General features: G+C 60.8%; 14 protein-coding genes. 6 read left to right on the top strand and 8 right to left on the bottom strand.

Annotation, left to right across the window (positions count from 1 at the left end):
* Positions 1 to 38: 38 nt before the first annotated feature.
* The 4 genes from cadB to AB5Y76_RS13285 all read right to left on the bottom strand — a co-directional run bounded on the left by cadB (position 39) and on the right by AB5Y76_RS13285 (position 6,352).
* Positions 39 to 1,373 (bottom strand): cadaverine/lysine antiporter, encoded by a 1,335-nt coding sequence (gene cadB, locus AB5Y76_RS13300; protein ID WP_005347861.1) that lies wholly within the window; start codon positions 1,371 to 1,373, stop codon positions 39 to 41.
* A gap of 751 nt (positions 1,374 to 2,124) precedes the next feature.
* Positions 2,125 to 3,678, bottom strand: a complete 1,554-nt coding sequence (gene cadC / locus AB5Y76_RS13295; protein WP_263717483.1) for a lysine decarboxylation/transport transcriptional activator CadC — start codon at positions 3,676 to 3,678, stop codon at positions 2,125 to 2,127.
* Between the two features lie 392 nt (positions 3,679 to 4,070).
* Entirely contained in the window at positions 4,071 to 5,351 is a 1,281-nt protein-coding gene (gene yjeH, locus AB5Y76_RS13290; RefSeq protein ID WP_263717482.1) for an L-methionine/branched-chain amino acid transporter, read from the bottom strand.
* Between the two features lie 101 nt (positions 5,352 to 5,452).
* Positions 5,453 to 6,352 carry a LysR family transcriptional regulator gene (locus AB5Y76_RS13285; protein WP_263717481.1) on the bottom strand — a complete coding sequence of 300 codons (900 nt, stop codon included), beginning with the start codon at positions 6,350 to 6,352 and terminating at the stop codon, positions 5,453 to 5,455.
* Positions 6,353 to 6,504: 152 nt separating this feature from the next.
* Here AB5Y76_RS13285 and AB5Y76_RS13280 point away from each other — a divergent pair, with 152 nt between their 5' ends.
* The gene (locus AB5Y76_RS13280; protein ID WP_263717480.1) at positions 6,505 to 7,527 is read left to right on the top strand and encodes an MBL fold metallo-hydrolase; all 1,023 of its coding nucleotides are present in this window, start codon (positions 6,505 to 6,507) and stop codon (positions 7,525 to 7,527) included.
* A 91-nt stretch (positions 7,528 to 7,618) separates the two neighbouring features.
* Positions 7,619 to 8,338 (top strand): ABC transporter substrate-binding protein, encoded by a 720-nt coding sequence (locus AB5Y76_RS13275; RefSeq protein WP_167572410.1) that lies wholly within the window; start codon positions 7,619 to 7,621, stop codon positions 8,336 to 8,338.
* A 90-nt stretch (positions 8,339 to 8,428) separates the two neighbouring features.
* Here the strand turns inward: AB5Y76_RS13275 and AB5Y76_RS13270 are convergent, their stop codons facing one another.
* Positions 8,429 to 9,721, bottom strand: a complete 1,293-nt coding sequence (locus tag AB5Y76_RS13270) for an HAAAP family serine/threonine permease (RefSeq protein WP_005338498.1) — start codon at positions 9,719 to 9,721, stop codon at positions 8,429 to 8,431.
* A gap of 498 nt (positions 9,722 to 10,219) precedes the next feature.
* Here AB5Y76_RS13270 and AB5Y76_RS13265 point away from each other — a divergent pair, with 498 nt between their 5' ends.
* Positions 10,220 to 11,158 carry a LysR family transcriptional regulator gene (locus tag AB5Y76_RS13265; protein ID WP_263717496.1) on the top strand — a complete coding sequence of 313 codons (939 nt, stop codon included), beginning with the start codon at positions 10,220 to 10,222 and terminating at the stop codon, positions 11,156 to 11,158.
* A gap of 73 nt (positions 11,159 to 11,231) precedes the next feature.
* The gene (locus tag AB5Y76_RS13260; RefSeq protein WP_139746490.1) at positions 11,232 to 12,644 is read left to right on the top strand and encodes an MATE family efflux transporter; all 1,413 of its coding nucleotides are present in this window, start codon (positions 11,232 to 11,234) and stop codon (positions 12,642 to 12,644) included.
* Positions 12,645 to 12,758: 114 nt separating this feature from the next.
* On the opposite strand, the gene alsS is transcribed toward AB5Y76_RS13260, so the two are convergent.
* A complete protein-coding gene (gene alsS, locus AB5Y76_RS13255) occupies positions 12,759 to 14,429 on the bottom strand; it encodes an acetolactate synthase AlsS (RefSeq protein ID WP_263717479.1) in 1,671 nt (556 codons plus the stop codon).
* An 18-nt stretch (positions 14,430 to 14,447) separates the two neighbouring features.
* Positions 14,448 to 15,242: an acetolactate decarboxylase gene (budA, locus tag AB5Y76_RS13250; RefSeq protein WP_005338506.1), complete on the bottom strand. Its 795-nt coding sequence runs from the start codon at positions 15,240 to 15,242 to the stop codon at positions 14,448 to 14,450.
* A 108-nt stretch (positions 15,243 to 15,350) separates the two neighbouring features.
* Here budA and AB5Y76_RS13245 point away from each other — a divergent pair, with 108 nt between their 5' ends.
* Positions 15,351 to 16,286 carry a LysR family transcriptional regulator gene (locus AB5Y76_RS13245; RefSeq protein ID WP_076492885.1) on the top strand — a complete coding sequence of 312 codons (936 nt, stop codon included), beginning with the start codon at positions 15,351 to 15,353 and terminating at the stop codon, positions 16,284 to 16,286.
* 42 nt (positions 16,287 to 16,328) lie between these two features.
* On the opposite strand, the gene tyrS is transcribed toward AB5Y76_RS13245, so the two are convergent.
* Complete coding sequence (gene tyrS / locus AB5Y76_RS13240; RefSeq protein WP_042058620.1) at positions 16,329 to 17,528, bottom strand: tyrosine--tRNA ligase; 1,200 nt, start codon at positions 17,526 to 17,528, stop codon at positions 16,329 to 16,331.
* Positions 17,529 to 17,637: 109 nt separating this feature from the next.
* On the opposite strand from tyrS, the gene AB5Y76_RS13235 reads away from it, so the two are divergent.
* Positions 17,638 to 18,963 (top strand): peptidoglycan DD-metalloendopeptidase family protein, encoded by a 1,326-nt coding sequence (locus AB5Y76_RS13235; protein ID WP_005358749.1) that lies wholly within the window; start codon positions 17,638 to 17,640, stop codon positions 18,961 to 18,963.
* Positions 18,964 to 19,230: the final 267 nt, after the last annotated feature.

Raw genomic sequence — 19,230 nt, 5'->3', positions numbered from 1 at the left:
ATGGTGAGTGAAGAGCGCTCGGAAGATAAAAGGGGGAATTAGTTGCTGGGTTGTTCGTTCAGCAGGGCGTCGTGCTGACGCAGACCCTGTTTTTTGGCGTAGAACATCAGGATGATGAGCGACACCACGAAGGTAGCGGTGAGGTTGGAACCCTTGGCACCCATCAGGGCCACCAGACAGAAGACACAGGCCACACCGGAGAAGATCATCGCGCCGATGCTGCGGGAGGTCATGCCCTCGAAGCGGATCAGGTTAATGCTGGAGTAGAAGTAGGGCAGCATGGTCAGCAGCACCGCATCTGTGGTCAGCACGTTGAAGAGATCGGCAGCGTGAGCGGACTGGGAAGTGAAGGCGGTCAGGCCAACCATCAGGGCAGTCATCTTGAGGGAGCCCAGGATCAGACCCTTCTTGGCTACGCCGTTCTTGTCCACTTCGCCATAGATTTTCGGGAAGTTGCCGTCGTTGGCGGCACGCTTGCCCGCCTCGCCCACCAGCATCATCCAGGAACCGAGCGAGGTGAAGCAGGCCAGGGCGGTGAAGGCAGAGACGAAGGGTGCAGACCAGCTACCGAAGATGGCGGAAGAGGCCATGGCAAACGGGGCGCCGGAGGCTGCCACTTCACCGGCCGGGAACATGCCGCTGATCACCTGGGTAGAGAGGATGTAGATAACACCCGCGATACCGGTACCCAGCATGGTAGCGAGCGGTACGGTGCGCTTGGGGTTCTTCACCATGCCGGAAGAGACGGCGGCAGATTCAACACCGACGAAGGACCAGAGGCAGATCAGCACGGCACTGATGACCGCATGCAGGTCGCTGCCGCTGGTGGTGTTCCAGTTCTGGCTGTAGACGGTGGCATCAAAATGACCCCAGCCCATCACCGCAGTACCGACAACCGGCAGCAGGATCAGTACCAAACCCAGAGTACAGAGTCGGCTCACCCAGCTACCGCCAAGCAGGTTGACGAAGGTGAAGATCCAGACGGCAGCGATGGTGGCTGCGGCGGCCGGAATTGGGCTGTTGAGAATGGGGAAGAAGACCGAGAGGTAGGAGACACCGGTAATGGCGATGGCCAGGTTACCGATCCAGTTGGCGTGGTAATAAAGCACACCGGTCTGGAAACCGAACACCGGAGAGATCTCGCCAGCGTAAGCAATGGGGCCACCCTCTTGCGGGTTCTTGGTAGCCAGGCGGGCAAAGACAAAGGCGAGGCCCATGGCGCCTACCAGACAGATTGCCCAGCTAAAGACAGAGATGGAGCCGATGGTGGCCAGTGCCGAAGGCAGTAGCGCGATGCCACTCCCCATCATGTTGCCGGCCACCACACCTGTACAGGCGATAAGGCCAATCTTCTTGCTCGTATCTAGGGACATAAGATCTCCGGTTCTATAAAAGGTCGGGTCGTCACATACACATTTGGCGGAACGCCCCGCCAAAGAATGGGCACAGACTAGGCCTCTCATCCCCGGAAAACATAAAGACCAGCTAACGGATAAAAATATGAGGCAACTTTTTTCGCCGCCTCGTCACTTTTGGTAAAAACCATTTAAAAACAGTAAATTGACATCACATCACACAGCCGTCTTGATAAAACCTTGATATCCTTCCGCCCCATTTTTGCCCCTTGATAACCCCCTTATCTCGCCGTCTTGATATTTTTGGCCAGATAAACCCGCGATAAAGCAGCTCCCATTGCCCCCCCCTGCCCTTACGGCCATTTGGAAGCCCTGCTGATCATCACCCTGAGTGGCCTCTCATCTCCTGCTTTCCCCTTCGCTCGGCTCATGACAATCCAAACTCAGAGGTAAAGCGCAACGGCGATAACCGGTAAGCAATGAGAAATGGGTCGAGACAGACAGCTTATCCCGCCGCCAACCATGAGCAGACGTCACAAGCTGCGTGCGCGGCGTGAAGCCGAACAAACGCGAGTGCAGCGAATGACGCGGGCAAGGCAAATGGGGGTAGTGGGGAGCTGCGGGGGATAAATCGGGCCGCACCAGAGCGACTATCCCCGGTGGCAAACAAGCAGGATTGAAACAAGCAGAAACAGCACAGGCCGCCCGAAGGCAGCCTGTGGATGGGGTCGGCAACCGCGCCGACCGAAGGAAAACCAACACTGCGGTGTTAGAAGAGCTTCACCTTGCTCTGGCCCAGCGCATTGAACAGAGCCGGGGTGAGGCTCTCCATATTGCTGTAGAAACCGAGCTGCTGGCAGAGCAGATAGGTCTGCTCGGTCGCCTCCATCAGGAAGGCCTGACTGTAGGCATCACCCGCCGCCTCGGGGCGACCGTCCAGCTCCGCCAGCTTGCCCTGCAGTATGTAGTAGAGCACCGAGCGGCCGCGACTCGCCGCCTTCTCCAGCAGATAGTTGGCCTGCTGTTGCTGGCCGTTGAGGATCGCCTGCAGGGTCAACGCCTCCCACACCCGAGCAGGGAGAGCGCCGCTGTTTTGCACCACGCTGGCGAGATGGGTGCCAATCCCCTGCAACCGCTCGCTCTCGGATTTGCCCGCCAGAGTGGCCAGCGCCTCGCCCGCCAGATAGCGCTCCGCCAGCAGCAGCGGCTGATCCGGATGGGCAATCAGCGCCTGCTCCAGCAGATCGATGCCGCGCTTGAGGGCGACCGGATCCCGGCTGTTGATGTAGTACTGCGCCTCCATCATCGCCATCAGGGAGGCATCATCGGTCGGCCAGCCCATCCCCGGCTCGGCATCGGGCTGGTCGAGGGCACGCAGCAGATCCTGGCTGCTGGCCTGCAACACGCCGTGCACACTGTGGCGACTGAGCTGGTACTGATGGCTGAACAGCACCCGGTTGGTGTTGATATTGCGATACTCCAGATCGAGATAGGTGCCGCGCGGCTGGCGGGTGACCCGCACACTCAGCTCCTTGCCGGGCATGATGCCCCCCATCAAAGTGGTGGCACCGTACTGCACCCGCAGCGGCGTGGCCACCGCCACTTCCCCCATCAGGGCGCGGGTAATGCCGTCGGCGAGGCGCACGTTCTCGTTGTTGTCATCCATGCCGGAGTGGAAGCGGAACACCAGCAGATTGGGATCCAGCATGGCATGCACCTGGGGGCTGGTGTGCTGGTAGCTGAGCATGCTGACAATGGCAATCAGCACGATGGCAACGAAGATATCAAAACTCACCATCTTCCAGCGGCTGCGAGCATCCTTGGCATGGGTAGAGATGGCGCGGGTCAGGGGCCCGGCGGGAAAAGGGGCGACATTGGGCTGTGCATCATCATCCTGCTCAGCCGCGGGCGGGCTCAGATCGGAGAGCGTCGGGTTTTCGGAGAGAGCGGTATTGACCGCGGGCGCGGGCTGCTCGTCCGCCATCACCACGGAAACCACCTGCAACGGCCGCACCGGTGCCACCAGCTTGTAGCCGCGCTTGGGCACGGTGACGATATAGTCGGTCGCATCTGTGCGACCATCTTTGAGGATCTTGCGCAGTTCGAAGATGGACTGGGTCACTACCTGATCGGTCACCTCGGCGCCATCCCACACCTCGTTGATCAAGGCATCGCGGCCAAACACGGTGCCGGCATTATGGGCCAGAAACCGCAACAGATTGACCAGTCTGGGTTCGAGGTAGACCTCGCGGTCGGGGCGACACAACATGTTGTCGTCAACGCTCAGGGTCCAGTCGTGGATCTCAAAAACCGATTCGCTCATGATTCACTCGCTGCAGATGGTGACAATGCACGATGAGAGAGACGCAAAACCCGGGCTGACTGAACGGAACAAGGCGCTATCACCACAGGTGACAGATAAAAAGAGAACCGAAGCAATCACATCTCTGAGAGTCAGTCTGGCCAGGCCATCCTGTTTACGTCTGAAGGGCATCCTTGCGGGCATTCCGACCACCGGGATCGGAAGGGATCACTTTAAGCAAAACGGGAGCTGGATCCCACTTTTTTTGGCTATAAATCGCCGTTGAGTTGATCCGACACCGCACTTTTCGGCAAATAGCGTGCCAACTAGTATTCATATGAACATCCCATATGCCGAAATCAAAAAGCCCTGAACATCAGGGCTTTCTCATTTCTTCGACCATCGGGGAGACGTTACTTCGCCAGCGGGAGCACATCCTGCTGACGACTGCGGCGCAGATGACGCCGCCACAACGAGAAGCTGCCGTAGCCAAGACTCAGCACCACCGCATAGAGCACCTGAGTGGCGAGCGCCACCAGCACCAGAGCGCAGAGCAGCACGCTTATCCCTGCCAGCCCCTTGCCCACCCCGCCGAGCAGACGCCAGCCCGCCGCCATGCAGAGCAGGTAGACCAGCACGAAATTGCCGTTGGCGTAGCGGATCAGCTCATCGAGCGGCAGTCGCAGCCAGATGATTAGGGTGATGCAGATCAGACAGATGGCGAGCACCAGACCGAGCGCCCGCAGCGGCGCGCCGCGCGCGGTGAGCACAGCCAGCGAGGGGGGCAACTTGCCTTCCCGCGCCATGCTCCAGATCAGCCGGGCAAAGCCCTGAATGTAGATATTGATGCTGGCAAAGCAGGAGAGATAACCGAGCACCGCCACCAGCCACTTGGCGGTGGGGCCGAACAGCAGCGCCAGCAGGGAGGGGATAGCGGTGGCGTTTTTCGCCTCATCGCCGTAGAGGCCATATTTGAGCACCACCAGCGAGTGTACCCAGTAGATGAGCCCCGCCAGCAGTACCCCGCCGAGCAGGGCAATGGGGTAGTCCCGCTCCGGTCGCTTGAACTCCTCCCCCATGTGGGCGAAGGCTTCCAGCCCGACAAAACACCAGAACATCACCGCCAGCGCGGTAGCCATAGGGGGCCACTCGTCCGCGCTCGGTAGCGGCCGGGCCGCATCGCGCCAGCTCACCTCCCCCTTGAACCAGATAAGCAGGGTCAGCCCCAAAATGGCGAGCGCAATCAGCAGTTGCAGATTGCCGGAGGAGCGCGCCCCGCGCAGCCCCAGCAGGAATACCCCGAGCAGGGTGAGCAGCTGGATGGCCCAGAGGGTCCACTCCCCCATCTCGAACAGGGCATGCCAGAAGCCGGCGGCAATCATCAGGGCGGCAGGCAGCCCCACCGGCAGCACAGCCAGAAACAGGAAGGCGGAGAAGCGCTCGGCGCCGTTGCCAAAGGCGAGGCCGATCAGATGCGGCGCACCGCCCGCATGGGGATAGCGGCGGCCGAGGCGAGCGAAGGTAAAGGCGATGGGCAGCACCAGCGCAATCAGCAGCAACCAGGCCCAGAGCGAGGCCCCGCCCGCCAGCGAGGCGGCGGTCGCCGGTACCACGAAGATCCCGGTGCCGAGCAGCGAAGTGGCGAGCAGCCCCATCCCCTGCCAGAGCCCGAGATCCTTTTTCAACCCAGACATATCCTTTTGTCCCGACTAGAAAAACATCCCGCCATGTTAGGCCTCCACCGCCCCTTTGTTAAGCACGATGGTTAAGCGCGGTGGCGAGAATATGCAGCCTTTTATTCAGGCTCGGGCCCAGCTTGCAGGGATTCGGCCAGAAAATCCCCCAGCAGGGTGATCTTGAGCACCTGCCGCCGCGCCGCCGGATAGATGAAGTAGAGGGTCTTGGCCGGGCTCTGATAGCGGCCAAGCAGCGGCAGCAAACGCCCCGAAGCGATATGCTCACGCACCTGTTCGGCCGGCTGCAAGGTGATGCCAGCCCCCGAGAGCGCAGCCGTCAACAAGGCTGGCCAGTGATTGATGCGCAGGCGCGAGGCGACCCGTACCTCCTCGCTCTGACCATCCTCACCAACAAACTGCCAGCGCTCGTGTTCGCCCCAGTTGCCGTGCAGACACTGGTGGCGAGCGAGATCGGCCGGATGACGGGGTACGCCGTGGCGATTGAGGTAGTCGGGGGCCGCGCAGAGGCAGTAGTGCTGGGTCAGCAGCGGACGGGCGATCAGCGCCTCATCCTGCGGGCGCAGGGTGCGGATGGCGGCATCGAACCCCTCCTCCACCAGATCGACCCAGCGGGGGGTGAGCTGCAGATCCAGATCCAGCTTGGGGTAGCGGTCGAGAAAAGCGGGCAGCAGCGGCACCAGCCGGTGGTGGCCAAAGCTGAGGGGGGCGGCGATGCGCAGCCGTCCGACCGGCTCGGCCAGCAGATTCTGGGTGAGCGACTCGGTCAGCGCCATCTCCTCCTGTACCCGCTGGCAGCGAGCCAAAAACAGCTGGCCCAGCTCGGTGAGAGTCTGCTGGCGGGTGGTCTTGTGAAACAGCTTGCCCCCCAGCCACTGCTCCAGTCCCAGCACATGCTTGCCCACCATCTGGGCGCTGATCCCCTCTTCGCTCGCCACCGCGCTGTAGGAGCCAAGATCCACCACCCGGGTGAAGATACGCATGCTGGTCAATCGGTCCACAACAGCTCCTTTGTTCGTTCCTGAGTAACACGACCCGCTACCGAGCCCTGATTCACAACCAAAAGTTTAGTAAGAAATGGATTTTAGCCAATTTATTCAACTTTTGGTTACCAATACAGTGATGCCATCCCTCCCCCACAGGATAAATTCCCATGAAAAGCACCTATCTGACCGCCCTGCTGGTCGGTCTGCTGGCCAGCGGCGCCAGTCAGGCTGCCGAGAGCAGCTTTATCAGCAACCACGACCATGCCCCTGCCTCAGCAACTCAAGCCCGGCCCGATATCTTTAGAGTCAGCCTGCTCGGCACCGGCACTCCGGTACCCCAGATCAGCCGGGGCGGCTACAGCACCCTGGTCGAGGCAGGCAACCAGAAGCTGGTGTTCGATTTTGGCCGCAACTCCGCCACTCGCCTGTGGCAGCTGCATATCCCCATCGGCCGGGTCAACGCCTTCTTCCTCACCCACTTTCACTCCGACCACACCAACGGGCTGGCGGATCTCTGGCTGACCGGCTGGCTGCAACCGGCCTATGGCCAGCGCCACGCGCCGATGGAACTCTACGGCCCCAAAGGCACCACAGCTCTCGCCCGTGGCTTGCAGCAGGCCTACGCCACTGACATCGCCACCCGGGTCAAGGATGAGGGAACGCCGCTGGACGGGGTGGAGATCAACAGCCACGAGGTCACCGCCGGGGTGGTCTACAACCATGACGGGGTCAAGGTAACCGCCTTTGACAACGACCACGGAGTCAACATCAAGCCATCATTCGGCTATCGCATCGACTATCACGGCCACAGCGTGGTGCTCTCCGGCGATACCCGCTACAGCCCCGAAGTGGTGAAGCAGGCCAAAGGGGCCGACCTGCTGGTGCACTGCGTCTCCATGACCTCTGCCGAGCAGATGAAGGCCAACCCCGGCTACAAGGCGATCGCCGGTCACCTCGCCTCCCCTGAGCAGGCGGCCCGGGTAATGAACGAAGCCAAACCGGCCCTGACCGTGTTCAGCCATATCGGCCTCAACGGCAAGATCAGGGTCAAAGATCTGGCGCAGGATCTGCGTGCCCGCTACACCGGCCCCTTCGTCATCGGCAACGACCTGATGCAGATTGATCTGCCCACCACGGCCTCCGGCAAGGGCTATGCCCTCTGGCAGTCGGAGAATATCGACAACAAATAGATGGCACGGATGCCGGTCAGCCATGGTCGGCATCCGCAATCGACACCGGGGGCTATCTTTAAGGGGTGTTTGACCACAAGGAGTTATCTCTATGAGCCTGAAATGGAAGCACCTCGCCCTGGCCACTCTTCCCTTGTTCGGCATGTCGGCCGCTCAGGCGGCGGTGTTGACCAGCCTTGAATGGCCCCCTTACACCAGCGCCAGCCTGCCTGAACAGGGCAAGAGCAGTCAGGTGGTGACCGCAGCCTTTGCCCTGGCTGGCGACCCGCTGACCATCAAGTTCTATCCCTGGCAGCGGGCCGTGGACGAGGCGACCAACAACCCCGAGGTACTGGGTTATTTCCCCGAGTATCTCGACCCCAAGAGCAGCTGCCTCTTCTCCGACCCCATAGGTAACGGCCCTCTCGGTTTTGCCCAGCGAGCCGATCAGCCGGTCACCTGGCAGCGCCTTGATGACCTCAAGGGCAAGAAAATTGGTGTCGTCACCGGCTATGTGAATACCACCGAGTTTGACGAAAAGGTGGCCAGCAAGGCGCTCTCGGCTGACGCCACCAGCTCGGACAGCCAGAACCTGCTCAAGCTCGGCAACGGTCGGCTCGATCTGGCGGTCATCGACCAGAATGTGATGACCTATCTGCTGGAGAGCGATCCCCAACTCAAGGACGTTGCCGCCAACCTCGGCTTCAACGGCAAGATCCTCGAGGACAAGTCCCTCCACGTCTGCTTTACCAACTCCGCCAAGGGGAAAGAGGCGCGGGACAAATTCAACAAGGCGCTGGCCAGTGACGAGGTGAAGAAGCTGATGAAGTAGCGGTGCCACATCCGCTCGCCGCCCCAAACAGCCATAAAAAAGCCGCCTCTTGCGAGGCGGCTTCTTCATTCAACTTGGTAACCGGCGTTATCAGGCAATCAGCTTGTAGATGATACCGGACATGGCGATCAGGCCGATGATGGTCACAAAGCCGTTGCTGATGTTGCCAGCGTATTTGCGCATGGCCGGAACCTTGGTGATGGCGTACATCGGCATCAGGAACAGCAGCATTGCGATGATCGGGCCGCCCAGGTCTTCAATCATGCCGAGGATGCTCGGGTTGATGGTAGCGATGGCCCAGGTGGTCAGGATCATGAACACAGCAGTGACTTTGTTCAGTTGCTTGGTGTCAACGTTCTTGCCCTTCTCGCGCAGCGCCTTGGCCATCAGGCCGTTCATGCCTTCTTGCGCACCCAGGTAGTGACCCAGGAAGGATTTGCTGATGGCAACCATGGCGATCAGCGGAGCCACAGTACCGATAACCGGGTTATCGAAGTGGTTGGCCAGGTAGGACAGGATGGAGATGTTCTGTTCTTTGGCAGCAGCCAGGTCAGCCGGGGAGAGGCTCAGTACGCAGCTGAATACGAAGAACATAACGGTCATCACCATCATGACGTGGGCGCCCAGCAGGATGTTGCTGCACTTCTTCTCGGCACCTTCACCGTAACGACCTTTGTTGTCCACCGCGAAGGAGGAGATGATCGGGGAGTGGTTGAAGGAGAACACCATTACCGGGATAGCCAGCCACAAGGTCTTGATGAAGTCACCGTTGAAGGCGTCGGACAGGGCCGGAGCTTCAGTGATGATGGCACCGTTCCAGTGCGGGATCAGGTAGAACGCCAGACCCATCAGGGTGAGCACGAACGGGAATACCAGCACGCTCATCGCTTTGACGATAACCTGGCCGCCCAGACGAACAACCGCCATCAGACCGAGGATCAGGGCCAGTGACAGAACGGCACGGGGAGGTGCAGACATGCCCAGCTGGTGAACAATCACGCTCTCGACGGTGTTGGTGATGGCGACTGAATACATCAGCACGATCGGGTAGATGGCAAAGAAGTAGAGCAGGGTGATGAATTTGCCTGCGGTCTTGCCGAAGTGCTCTTCTACTACTTCAGTGATGTCACCATCACGGGTAGAGCCGGACAGCACGAAGCGGGTCAGACCACGGTGAGCAAAGAAAGTCAGCGGCAGCGCCAGGATCAACATGGCAACCAGCGGCCACAGGCCACCTACACCGGCGTTGATTGGCAGGAAGAGCACACCGGCACCGATCGCGGTACCGTACAGACCCAGCATCCAGACCACATCGGCCTTGTTGACGCCGCGGGAGGTGTTGCTGGCTAAACGACCATCAGCTGCAATATTCATGTCAGACATACGTTGTTCCTGTCATCTAGGAAAATGGGATTCTTGTTTGGTCGGGCCTTGGCCCGGTTCCATCTCCCTGGAACGCCTGCTGTCCGTCCTTGATATTAACCTCTCGCCCCCCGGCAACCTGGCTATCACTCCTTGTGACAACAGGATTGCAACAAACAACAGTGCGAGATTTTGACCCTGAGGGTCGGCGCCCGTCTCACTTAACAACCGATTAACGTGCGCCACTCTTGATGGGCTGACTTTAATTAAATGCCCTTATTAATCACAGCGTTTTTTTGAATTAATCAACCAAAGTTTGATTTTGGTCGCCTTTCGGACGACCAAGATCACACTCAAAGCGCCTTATTGTGAGTTTTTTTTAACAATTCAACTTAGTTTCACTGGAATCAATGGCCTGCGAGCAGCTACATATTTGCAACAAGCCACCCGTTTAGCGCGGATTGTGTGCAGCACGGCCTTGACGTACCCTTGTGACTCACGCCTTTTTGTTGATTGATGATGACCATTACCCGTACCGATCTCGCCGAACTGGCGGTATTTGCCGCCGTCGCCCGTCACCGCAGTTTCAGCAAGGCCGCCCTCGAACTCGGGGTCTCCGCCTCCGCCCTCAGCCACAGCCTGAAGGGGTTGGAAGCAAGGCTGGGGGTGCGGCTGCTCAACCGCAGTACCCGCGCCGTGGTGCCGACCGAAGCGGGCCAGCGGCTGCTCAAACAGCTGCTCCCCACCCTCAATACTCTTGAAGAGGCGCTTTGCGAGCTGGCCCGCAACAGCGATGAACCGGTGGGTCGACTCAAACTCTGCGCCCCCCGCGGCGCCATCGACAGCCTGCTGGCACCGGTACTCATCGACTATCTGGCCCGCTATCCGCGGATGCAGGTGGAGGTGGTGGAACAGGAGCTGATGCCCCGGCTGATTGAAGATGGTTACGATGCCGCGCTCTTTTATGGCGATCTGCTGCCCAAGGAGATGATCGGCATCCCCCTCGGCCCGCCCCAGCGTTATCTGGTGGTAGGCTCCCCGGCCTATCTGGCGGAGCACGGCACGCCGGAACACCCGAGCGAGCTGAGCCGCCACGCCTGCATCGGCTATCGCCTTACCCCGCACCACCACTATCGCTGGGCCTTTGCCGCCGATGGCACCATGCTGGAGATCGAAGTGACCGGGCCGCTCACCACCAGCACCCCGGCCCTCTATCTGGGCGCCGCTGAGGCGGGGCTGGGACTCGCCTACTGTCTGGAAGAGGAGGTGAGCCAAAAGGTCGCGGAGGGGAAACTGCTCACCGTGCTGGAGCCCTGGTGCCCCACCTTTGCCGGCTTCTATCTCTTCTATCCCAGTCGGCATCAGCTGGGCAGCGGGCTGCGCATCCTGATCGACATGCTCAAGGCCCACTACCAAAACCCCGGATTAGTGAGTAATATTCAGCAATTCATCAAGTGAAACCCTGATTATCACCAAATAAGTATTAATCTAGACTAGCTGTTCGATAATCGAACTCCCCGAGAGAACAGATATGTCTGCCTATTTAACACTGCGGCAACGGGCCATGACCCGTCGTTTCTGGGCTTACGCCCTCCCCTCCATTCTTGCCATGCTGGTCTCGGGGGCCTACTACCTCATCGACGGCATCTTCGTCGGCCACTATGTCGGCGCCGCTGGCCTCGCCGGGATCAACCTGGTCTATCCGGTCATCATGGTGCTGATTGGTCTGGCCGCCATGATCAGCATGGGGGCGGCCACTGCCATCTCCTTCCAGCAAGGGGCGAAAAACGACACGCTGGCCCGTCAGGCGCTGGTCAACGCCCTCTGGCTGCTGGCCGGACTCGGGGGCGTTGCGCCGGTTCTGCTCTATTACACCCACACCGATATCCTGCTGGGGCTGGGAATTGAACAGGGCACCGAGACCTGGAAACAGGCGAGTGACTACCTCACCTGGATTGGCGGCGGTACCCTGCTGCTGGCCAGCAATCTGGCAGTGCCCTATCTGCTGCGCAACGATGGCCGCCCGAAGCTGGCCATGGTGCTGGTGAGCAGCGGCGCCGTGCTCAATATCATCCTCAACTACATCATGGTGGGTCGGCTGGGGCTGGGATTGATCGGTACCGCGCAAGCCACCCTGATGGCAGAGGGTGCGGTGAGCCTGATCGGCCTTGGCTACTTCTTTACCCCCTGGGCACGGCTTCGTCTCAGCTGGCGGGATCTGGTGCCCAACCTCCCCGCCATGCCGCACCTGCTCTTTACCGGCCTGCCGAGCCTGATTGCCCAGTTCAACCTCGGCCTGCTGCTGATGCTGCACAACAGCCAGCTGATGGTGTATGGCAATGTGAAGGATCTGGCGGGCTTTACCGTGGCCGGTTACACCGAAGCGGTCTTTATCGTCATCCTGCAGGGGCTGGCGTTCGGCATTCAGCCGCTCATCAGCAAGGCGGCGGGGGCCAAACGCCACCGCAACCTCAAGTACCTGATGGAGATGGGGCTCAAGTTCACATTTATCTACGGCATGCTGGTGTGGCTCACCATCCAGCTGCTACCGGGACAGGTCGCCATGCTCTATACCGGCGACAAGGATCCCGAACTGCTGGCCGCCGCCATCAGCAGCCTGACCCTCAACCTCGGCGCCATTCCGCTGGAGGGGATCATCATGTTCGGCATAGTGCTGCTGCAATCCATGGCACGTACCCGTCAGGCGCTGGTCATCTCCATCGCCAAAACCGTGTTGCTGCTGCCGCTCATCTTCCTGCTGCCGCAACTGTGGGGGCGTGATGGGGTGCTGATGGCCCAGCCCGCCACCGTGCTGCTGCTCACCCTGCCGCTCTGCTGGCTGCTGTGGCGCGAGTGGCTGCGCCTGAAGATGGCCTGCGCGCCAAAAGCCAAACAGCGCCCACAACCGGCCCGCGCACGCGCCGCCGTCCAGCTGGCCCGTTAAGGCCACCCATCCCGCAAAACAATAAAAAACCGGCATCCATTGATGCCGGTTTTTGCTATATGGGCAGGTCTGCCTGCCCTTACACAAGGATTCAGGCCAGCACCGCTGCCCACACTATGCCAATACTTCTGGCCTGAGCTGGGCCATCAGCCCCGGGTTGTCGGAGTAATCCACCGGAATGGCCACCACCGCAGGCCCCTCCACCGCCAGCGCGGCCCGCAGGGTGGCACGCAGCTCGTCGGCCGAACGCACCGCAAACCCGGCCGCCCCGAACGATTCGGCATAGCGTTTGAAATCGATGGGGCCAAAAGAGACGCCGGAGGTGCGGCAATACTTCTGCTGCTCCTGCATCGCAACCATGTTGTAGCCGTTATCGACCCAGATGATGTGAACGATATTGCTTTTGAGGCGCACCGCCGTCTCCAGCTCCATGCTCGACTGCATAAAGCTGCCATCCCCCGATACCGAGATCACCTTCTCACCCGGCCGTACCAGCGCCGCGCCGATAGCCCACGGCAGTGCCACCCCCATGGTCTGCTGACCATTGGAGATCAACACCTGACGAGCGCGGAAGCTGTAGAGGTAGCGGGCAATCCAGATATGGAAGCTGCCCATGTCGACGCAGAGGGTCATGTCGTCGCGCACCAGATCCTGCAGCTCGCGCACGATACGCAAGGGGTGAACCGGATTGCCGTGCAGATCGTCGGCCCGCATCGCCAGTCGCAGCCGCTGCTGGCGAACACCTTGCAGCAGCCGATCCACCTCGGGGGGACGGATTTTCGGATTGCCCATGATGCGGGTCAGCTGCAACAGGTTGGCGCGGATCGACCCCACCAGCTCGGCGGTCGGGCAGTAGCTGCTGTCGATATCGGCAGGCAGCACGTCGATATGGAGGATGCGCCGCCCCCTGTCGCCATTCCACAACACGGGGTCGTACTCGATGGGGCTGTAGCCGATGCAGATCACCAGATCAGCCCCAGCCAGCAGCTGATCCCCCGGCTGGTTGTTAAAGAGCCCGACCCGTCCTGCAAAGTCATCGAAGTGGCAGCTGTCCACCACCCCGGCGGCCTGATAGGTACCGGTCACCGGCAGCCGCGCCTTGTCGAGGAAGGCGCGTACCGCTTCGGCATTTTCCGGCCGGCTCGCCATCAGGCCGAGCAGCACCACCGGATTCTGGGCGTTGCGCAGCAGGGTCAATGCCTGCTCCATATTCTGTTCATCGGCGCAGCCCGGCTCCGGCACCTCGCGTGGTACCAGCACATTGCCCTGTACCGGCTTGTTGATGATATCCATCGGCAGGCTGACAAACGCCGCCCCCGGCCGTCCCAGCTCGGCAGCGCGAAAGGCATTGGCCATCACTTCCGAGATTGCCGCCCCGCTGTTGACCTGGGCACTGAACTTGGTGACCGGACGGCAGAGGTTGACCGTATCCATGCTCTGGTGGGTGAGCTTGAGACCATCGGCACGGCGCACCGCACCGCCCAGCGCCACCATGGGGTCCCCCTCCGAGGTGGCCGTCGCCAGCCCGGTAATAAGGTTGGAACAACCGGGGCCCGAGGTGACCAGCGCCACCCCCGCCTTGCCGGTCAGGCGCCCCACGGCGGCCGCCATAAAGGCGGCATTCGCCTCGTGGCGCACCACTATGGTCTCGATGGGGGAGTCCTCCAGCGCATCGAACACCCGGTCAATCTTGGCCCCCGGGATCCCGAACACCTGCTTGACCCCTTGCGCCTCCAGATGACGAACCACCAGCTCGGCACCGCACTTCCACTGTCTGTTTTCCATGATATTGCTCCTTGTCTATTAGCCTTCGGCGGCCTGAATGGCGCGATCGAGATCGGCAGGGTTGAGGTCGGCCTGCCGGAAAGCGGGATCCGATGGCAGGGCCAGATTGAGGTGACGCACCACAGAAAGTCGCAGGGTGCCGTGGGCCATGGTGTAGTCGAGCAGATGGCCGCCCCCCTTGCGATCGGCAGTGATCATGTGCTCGTGAAAGCCCGCCACATTGACCCCCTGCACGAACGGCGGGCAGCGAAATCCCACCAGAGTCCCCGCCACCGCGGCAAAGCGGAACAGCGGTTGCTGTTCGATGGCTTCCAGCATGGGGCGATAGGGGGGCTCCTGACGCGGCACGGTACGTACCTTGGCCGTCTCAAACTGGCCGTCGAGGCGCAGGGCGACGAAGACGTTGTCGGAGCCCACCAGCCGATCCACCCACTGGTGGATCTCGTCACGGCTGAGGGGGTGATCGAAGCGACGCTCCAGACAGGGGCGAAAATGGGTCATCACCGCGAAGGGGGTCTTCTGATCGGCGCGGGCGGGACGGGCCGAGCCATCGGAGCGCAACTGGTGGATCTGGCGCTCGAAGGCGATCAGCTCACCATCGAGGTGATTGAAGGTGCCGAGGCCAAAGTCGCCGTGGCGCAGCAGCTCGCTCATGGTGGTCTCCCCTTCGTAGACCCCTGCCAGCAGGGCGCTCATCAGGGAACTCTGGTAGATCTCGCCACCGTCATGCTGCCTGCGCCAGCGGGAAAACTGCTGGCTCACTTCGAGGGCACAGCTGCACCCGGCACTGTCAGATGTTGCAATATGTTCCATTCGGGTTTCACCTCCACCGTGAATCCTGTTAGCGTTCGGATCCAATGGTGACTTGGTTCACATTTCAACACCAATACGCTGATCCCATGACTTTGAGACTCAATCGATATGGAACTTCGTACGCTCCGCTACTTCATGGCCGTTGTTGAAAAGCAGAATTTCACCCGCGCAGCCGAATCACTCAACATGGCCCAACCGCCGCTGAGCCAGCAGATCCGCAAGCTGGAAGAGACCTTGGGCACCCCGCTGCTGCGCCGTTTGACCCGCAGTGTCGAGCTGACCGAGGCGGGCGAGAGCCTCTATCGGGATGCGGCGCAGATCCTAGCGCTGGCCGATGCGGCAAAACAGAAGGTAAAGCGGATTGCCCGGGGCGAGCAGGGGGCGCTGCGGATCGGCTTTGCCGGTTCCACCGTGCTCCACCCCGCGGTGCTGACCCTGCTGCACGACTATCGGGAGCGCTACCCCGAGGTGGCCCTCAGCCCGCAGGAGGGCACCATGCCGGCACTGGTGGAGGCGCTGCGCAACGATCGGCTGGATGCCGCCATCTTGCGGCTCCCCTGCCGGGGTAGCGAGGGCTTTGCCCATCACCTTATCGAGCAGGAGCCGCTGCTGATCGCCCTGCCGACCAGCCATCCCAAGGCCAAGCCGGGCCCCTTGCCACTGGCCAGCCTGAAGGACGAGAGTTTTATTCTGTTTCCCCACGCCATCGGGCCCGGGCTCTATGACGGAATAGTGGGTCTCTGCCGGGAGGCGGGCTTCGAGCCGATACTGGGGCCCGAATGCCCGCAGGTGATCTCTACCGTCGGCATGGTGCAGGCGGGCTTTGGCGTGACTCTGGTGCCCAGCTCGGTGGCGGCGCTGCGCCCGCTCGGGGTCAGTTATCACCCCATTGAGGGCAACGGCATGATGACCAGCATCAGTCTGGCGACACGGCCACACCCAGGTAGTGCCGTGCTGCGGCACTTTATCGCCCAGATCCGTGCCGCCCAGATACGGCAAGGCCTCCCGAAGGAGGCCCTGTTGAACAAGCTTGAACCGGTTTGATGACCAGCTTGCCTGATGCGACGGCTTATTTGACGGTACTGCTTATTTGACAGTCACCCGGGCAAACTTGCGCTTGCCGACCTGATAGACGGCGGTACCGGCACCGATGAGTGCCTTGCCATCTTCCAGCTTCTCGCCATCCACCTTGACCGCGCCCTGCTTGATCATCCGCAGCGCTTCGGAGGTGGTGGCCACCAGATCGGCCTCTTTCAGCAGGTTGGCAATGGCCAGACCTTCGCCTTCCAGAGCCAGCTCGATTTCCGGCATTTCGTCCGGGATGGCGTTCTTGGAGAAGCGCTGGGTGAAATCTTCGTGGGCCGCTTCAGCCGCCGCTTCGTCGTGATAACGGGCGATGATCTCTTTGGCCAGCCAGATCTTCACGTCGCGCGGATTGAGAGTACCGGCAGCGATGCCTGCCTTGAACCCTTCGATTTCAGCCAGCGGACGGAAGGAGAGCAGCTCGTAGTAGTTCCACATCAGATCGTCGGTGATGGACATGATCTTGCCGAACATCTCGCCCGGAGCGTCGTGGACGCCGATGTAGTTGCCTGCGGACTTGGACATCTTCTTGACGCCGTCCAGACCCACCAGCAGCGGCATCATCAGCACGCACTGGGTCGCCATGCCGGCATCTTTTTGCAGCTCGCGGCCCATCAGCAGGTTGAACTTCTGGTCGGTACCGCCGAGCTCAACGTCCGCCTTCAGCGCGACCGAGTCATAGCCTTGCAGCAGCGGATAGAGGAATTCGTGAATCGCGATGGATTGGCCGCCGGTGTAGCGCTTTTTGAAGTCGTCGCGCTCCATCATGCGGGCCACGGTCTGCTTGGCCGCCAGCTTGATCATGCCGGTCGCACCCAGCTCGCTCAGCCAGGTCGAGTTGTACTCGATGCGGGTCTTGGCCGGGTCGAGGATCTTGAACGCTTGCTCGGCATAGGTGAGGGCGTTGTGCTTGATGGCCTCTTCGGAGAGCGGCGGACGGGTGGCGTTCTTGCCGGAGGGATCTCCCACCATGGCAGTGAAGTCACCGATCAGCAGGATCACTTCATGGCCCAGATCCTGGAAGGTCTTCAGCTTGTTGAGGATCACGGTATGACCCAGGTGAATGTCGGGGGCGGTCGGGTCCATGCCCAACTTGATGCGCAGCGGGCGCCCTTCCTTCAACTTGGCGACAAGTTCTTCTTCAACCAGAATTTCTTCCGCTCCGCGCTTGATCTCGGCTAGCGCCACCTCGAGCTGGGACATTTTTTGACTCTCCATCACGATTCCACAGGGTCAAACATATTACTGGAATGGCGGGCCAATTGGAAAGGCTGTAAAATCCGTCCATTCTGCCCGACTTCATCTGCTTCTCATGGTTATTTGGCACGCCTTCAACGCACTCCCCCACTGGCACCGCAAGATGGTGCTGATCTTGAGCATCATGATCATGATGCTGGCTGCCTGGCCAAGCGAACAGGCGGTGGCAACACGGGTCGATGAAAACGGCAACGAGATTGCCCTGCGGGAACCGGCCAACGACAACGCGCTGAACGACGAGCTGCCAGCCGAGGCTGCCCAGCCCGTTACCCCGCCCAAGCCGCGCTACATCACCAAGCAGGTGAAGGTGCGCCGTGGCGACAACATGGGTGTCATCTTCCAGCGCATTGGCCTGAGCACCACGGATCTGCACCTGATCGACCAGCTCGAGGGCAGCGATCCCCTGCGCATGCTGCAACCGGGGCAGGAGCTCACCTTCAAGCTGACCGAAGATGGCCAGTTGCACAGCCTCTATTACCCCCACAGCTTGGAGCAGGCGCTCAAGGTGAGCCGCAAGGAGGAGACCTTTGTCGCCCGCAACGTCAAGATCGCCCTCGACACCCGCGAACAGGTAAGCAAAGGGGAGATCCGCTCCAGCTTCTGGGGCGCCGCGGTGGATGCGGGAATGACCGAAGATCAGATCATGGACTTGGCCGCCATCTTCGGCTGGGACATCGACTTTGCCCAGGACTTGCAGCCGGGGGACAGCTTCCGGGTGGTCTATGAAGACAAATTCCGCGACGACGAGCGGGTCGCCTCCGGCGATATTCTGGCGGCGGAGTTCGTCAACCAGGGCACCGCCTACCGCGCCGTGCTCAATGAAGATGGCAACTACTACACCCCGGAAGGGAAGGCGATGCGCAAGAGCTTCCTGCGTGCGCCGGTCAACTTCAAATACATCAGCTCCAACTTCAACCCGCGCCGCCTCCATCCGGTGACCGGCAAGATCCGCCCCCACAACGGCATCGACTATGTGGCGCCAGTGGGCACCCCCATCATGGCGGCGGGCTCAGGCAGCGTGGTGGCCGCCGGTTACAACCAGTTCAACGGCAACTACGTCTTTATCAAGCATGCCGGCAACTATGTGACCAAGTACCTGCACCTCTCCAAGCGCACTGTCAACAAGGGGCAGCGGGTGAAGCAGGGGCAGACCATCGGCACTCTGGGTGGCACCGGCCGCGTCACCGGCCCGCACCTGCACTACGAATTCGTGGTGGGCGGCATTCACAAGAACCCGCGCACACTCACCCTGCCGCAGGCAGAGACCCTGAGCGGACGCGAGCTGGCCAACTTCAAAAAGCTGGCGATGCCGCAACTGGCCAAGCTCGACAACCCCGAGCTGCAGCTGGCCCAGAACAAGCGGGATAGTCGCGGCAACTAAGTCATCAGGGCTGGCAGGGTGAAGGCCCTGCCAGCCCCTTTTATTGAACCCGCGCCAGGCAATCAGATTGAAATGAGTCCTCCTTCGGACATAAGATGAGATGGATCACTGGGAGCGGCATGTGGCACAGGCGTAAGGGCTTATCTATCCTGTCTCTCTCACTCTTTTTCCGGTCCGCATTGAGGATGCACCATGGTTGAGCGTTATATCGGTCTGATGTCAAAGACCACGCCATGTGGCATGGGATGAAAGCCGTTCCCCTCTTCA

It is taken from the genome of Aeromonas sp. R1-2, from assembly GCF_040908505.1.
Lineage (GTDB): Bacteria > Pseudomonadota > Gammaproteobacteria > Enterobacterales > Aeromonadaceae > Aeromonas > Aeromonas veronii.
The sequence above is the reverse complement of the archived record's forward strand: the minus strand, read 5'-3'. Positions and strand labels throughout refer to the sequence as shown.

What these genes read in the sequence shown, in the direction of transcription:
- alsS (WP_263717479.1), bottom strand. Translation starts at nt 14,429, where the DNA reads ATGGAAAACAGACAGTGGAAGTGCGGTGCCGAGCTGGTGGTTCGTCAT.
- tyrS (WP_042058620.1), bottom strand. Translation starts at nt 17,528, where the DNA reads ATGTCCCAGCTCGAGGTGGCGCTAGCCGAGATCAAGCGCGGAGCGGAA.
- AB5Y76_RS13260 (WP_139746490.1), top strand. Translation starts at nt 11,232, where the DNA reads ATGTCTGCCTATTTAACACTGCGGCAACGGGCCATGACCCGTCGTTTC.
- AB5Y76_RS13280 (WP_263717480.1), top strand. Translation starts at nt 6,505, where the DNA reads ATGAAAAGCACCTATCTGACCGCCCTGCTGGTCGGTCTGCTGGCCAGC.
- AB5Y76_RS13265 (WP_263717496.1), top strand. Translation starts at nt 10,220, where the DNA reads ATGACCATTACCCGTACCGATCTCGCCGAACTGGCGGTATTTGCCGCC.
- AB5Y76_RS13245 (WP_076492885.1), top strand. Translation starts at nt 15,351, where the DNA reads ATGGAACTTCGTACGCTCCGCTACTTCATGGCCGTTGTTGAAAAGCAG.
- AB5Y76_RS13235 (WP_005358749.1), top strand. Translation starts at nt 17,638, where the DNA reads ATGGTTATTTGGCACGCCTTCAACGCACTCCCCCACTGGCACCGCAAG.
- AB5Y76_RS13275 (WP_167572410.1), top strand. Translation starts at nt 7,619, where the DNA reads ATGAGCCTGAAATGGAAGCACCTCGCCCTGGCCACTCTTCCCTTGTTC.
- yjeH (WP_263717482.1), bottom strand. Translation starts at nt 5,351, where the DNA reads ATGTCTGGGTTGAAAAAGGATCTCGGGCTCTGGCAGGGGATGGGGCTG.
- cadC (WP_263717483.1), bottom strand. Translation starts at nt 3,678, where the DNA reads ATGAGCGAATCGGTTTTTGAGATCCACGACTGGACCCTGAGCGTTGAC.
- budA (WP_005338506.1), bottom strand. Translation starts at nt 15,242, where the DNA reads ATGGAACATATTGCAACATCTGACAGTGCCGGGTGCAGCTGTGCCCTC.
- AB5Y76_RS13270 (WP_005338498.1), bottom strand. Translation starts at nt 9,721, where the DNA reads ATGTCTGACATGAATATTGCAGCTGATGGTCGTTTAGCCAGCAACACC.
- cadB (WP_005347861.1), bottom strand. Translation starts at nt 1,373, where the DNA reads ATGTCCCTAGATACGAGCAAGAAGATTGGCCTTATCGCCTGTACAGGT.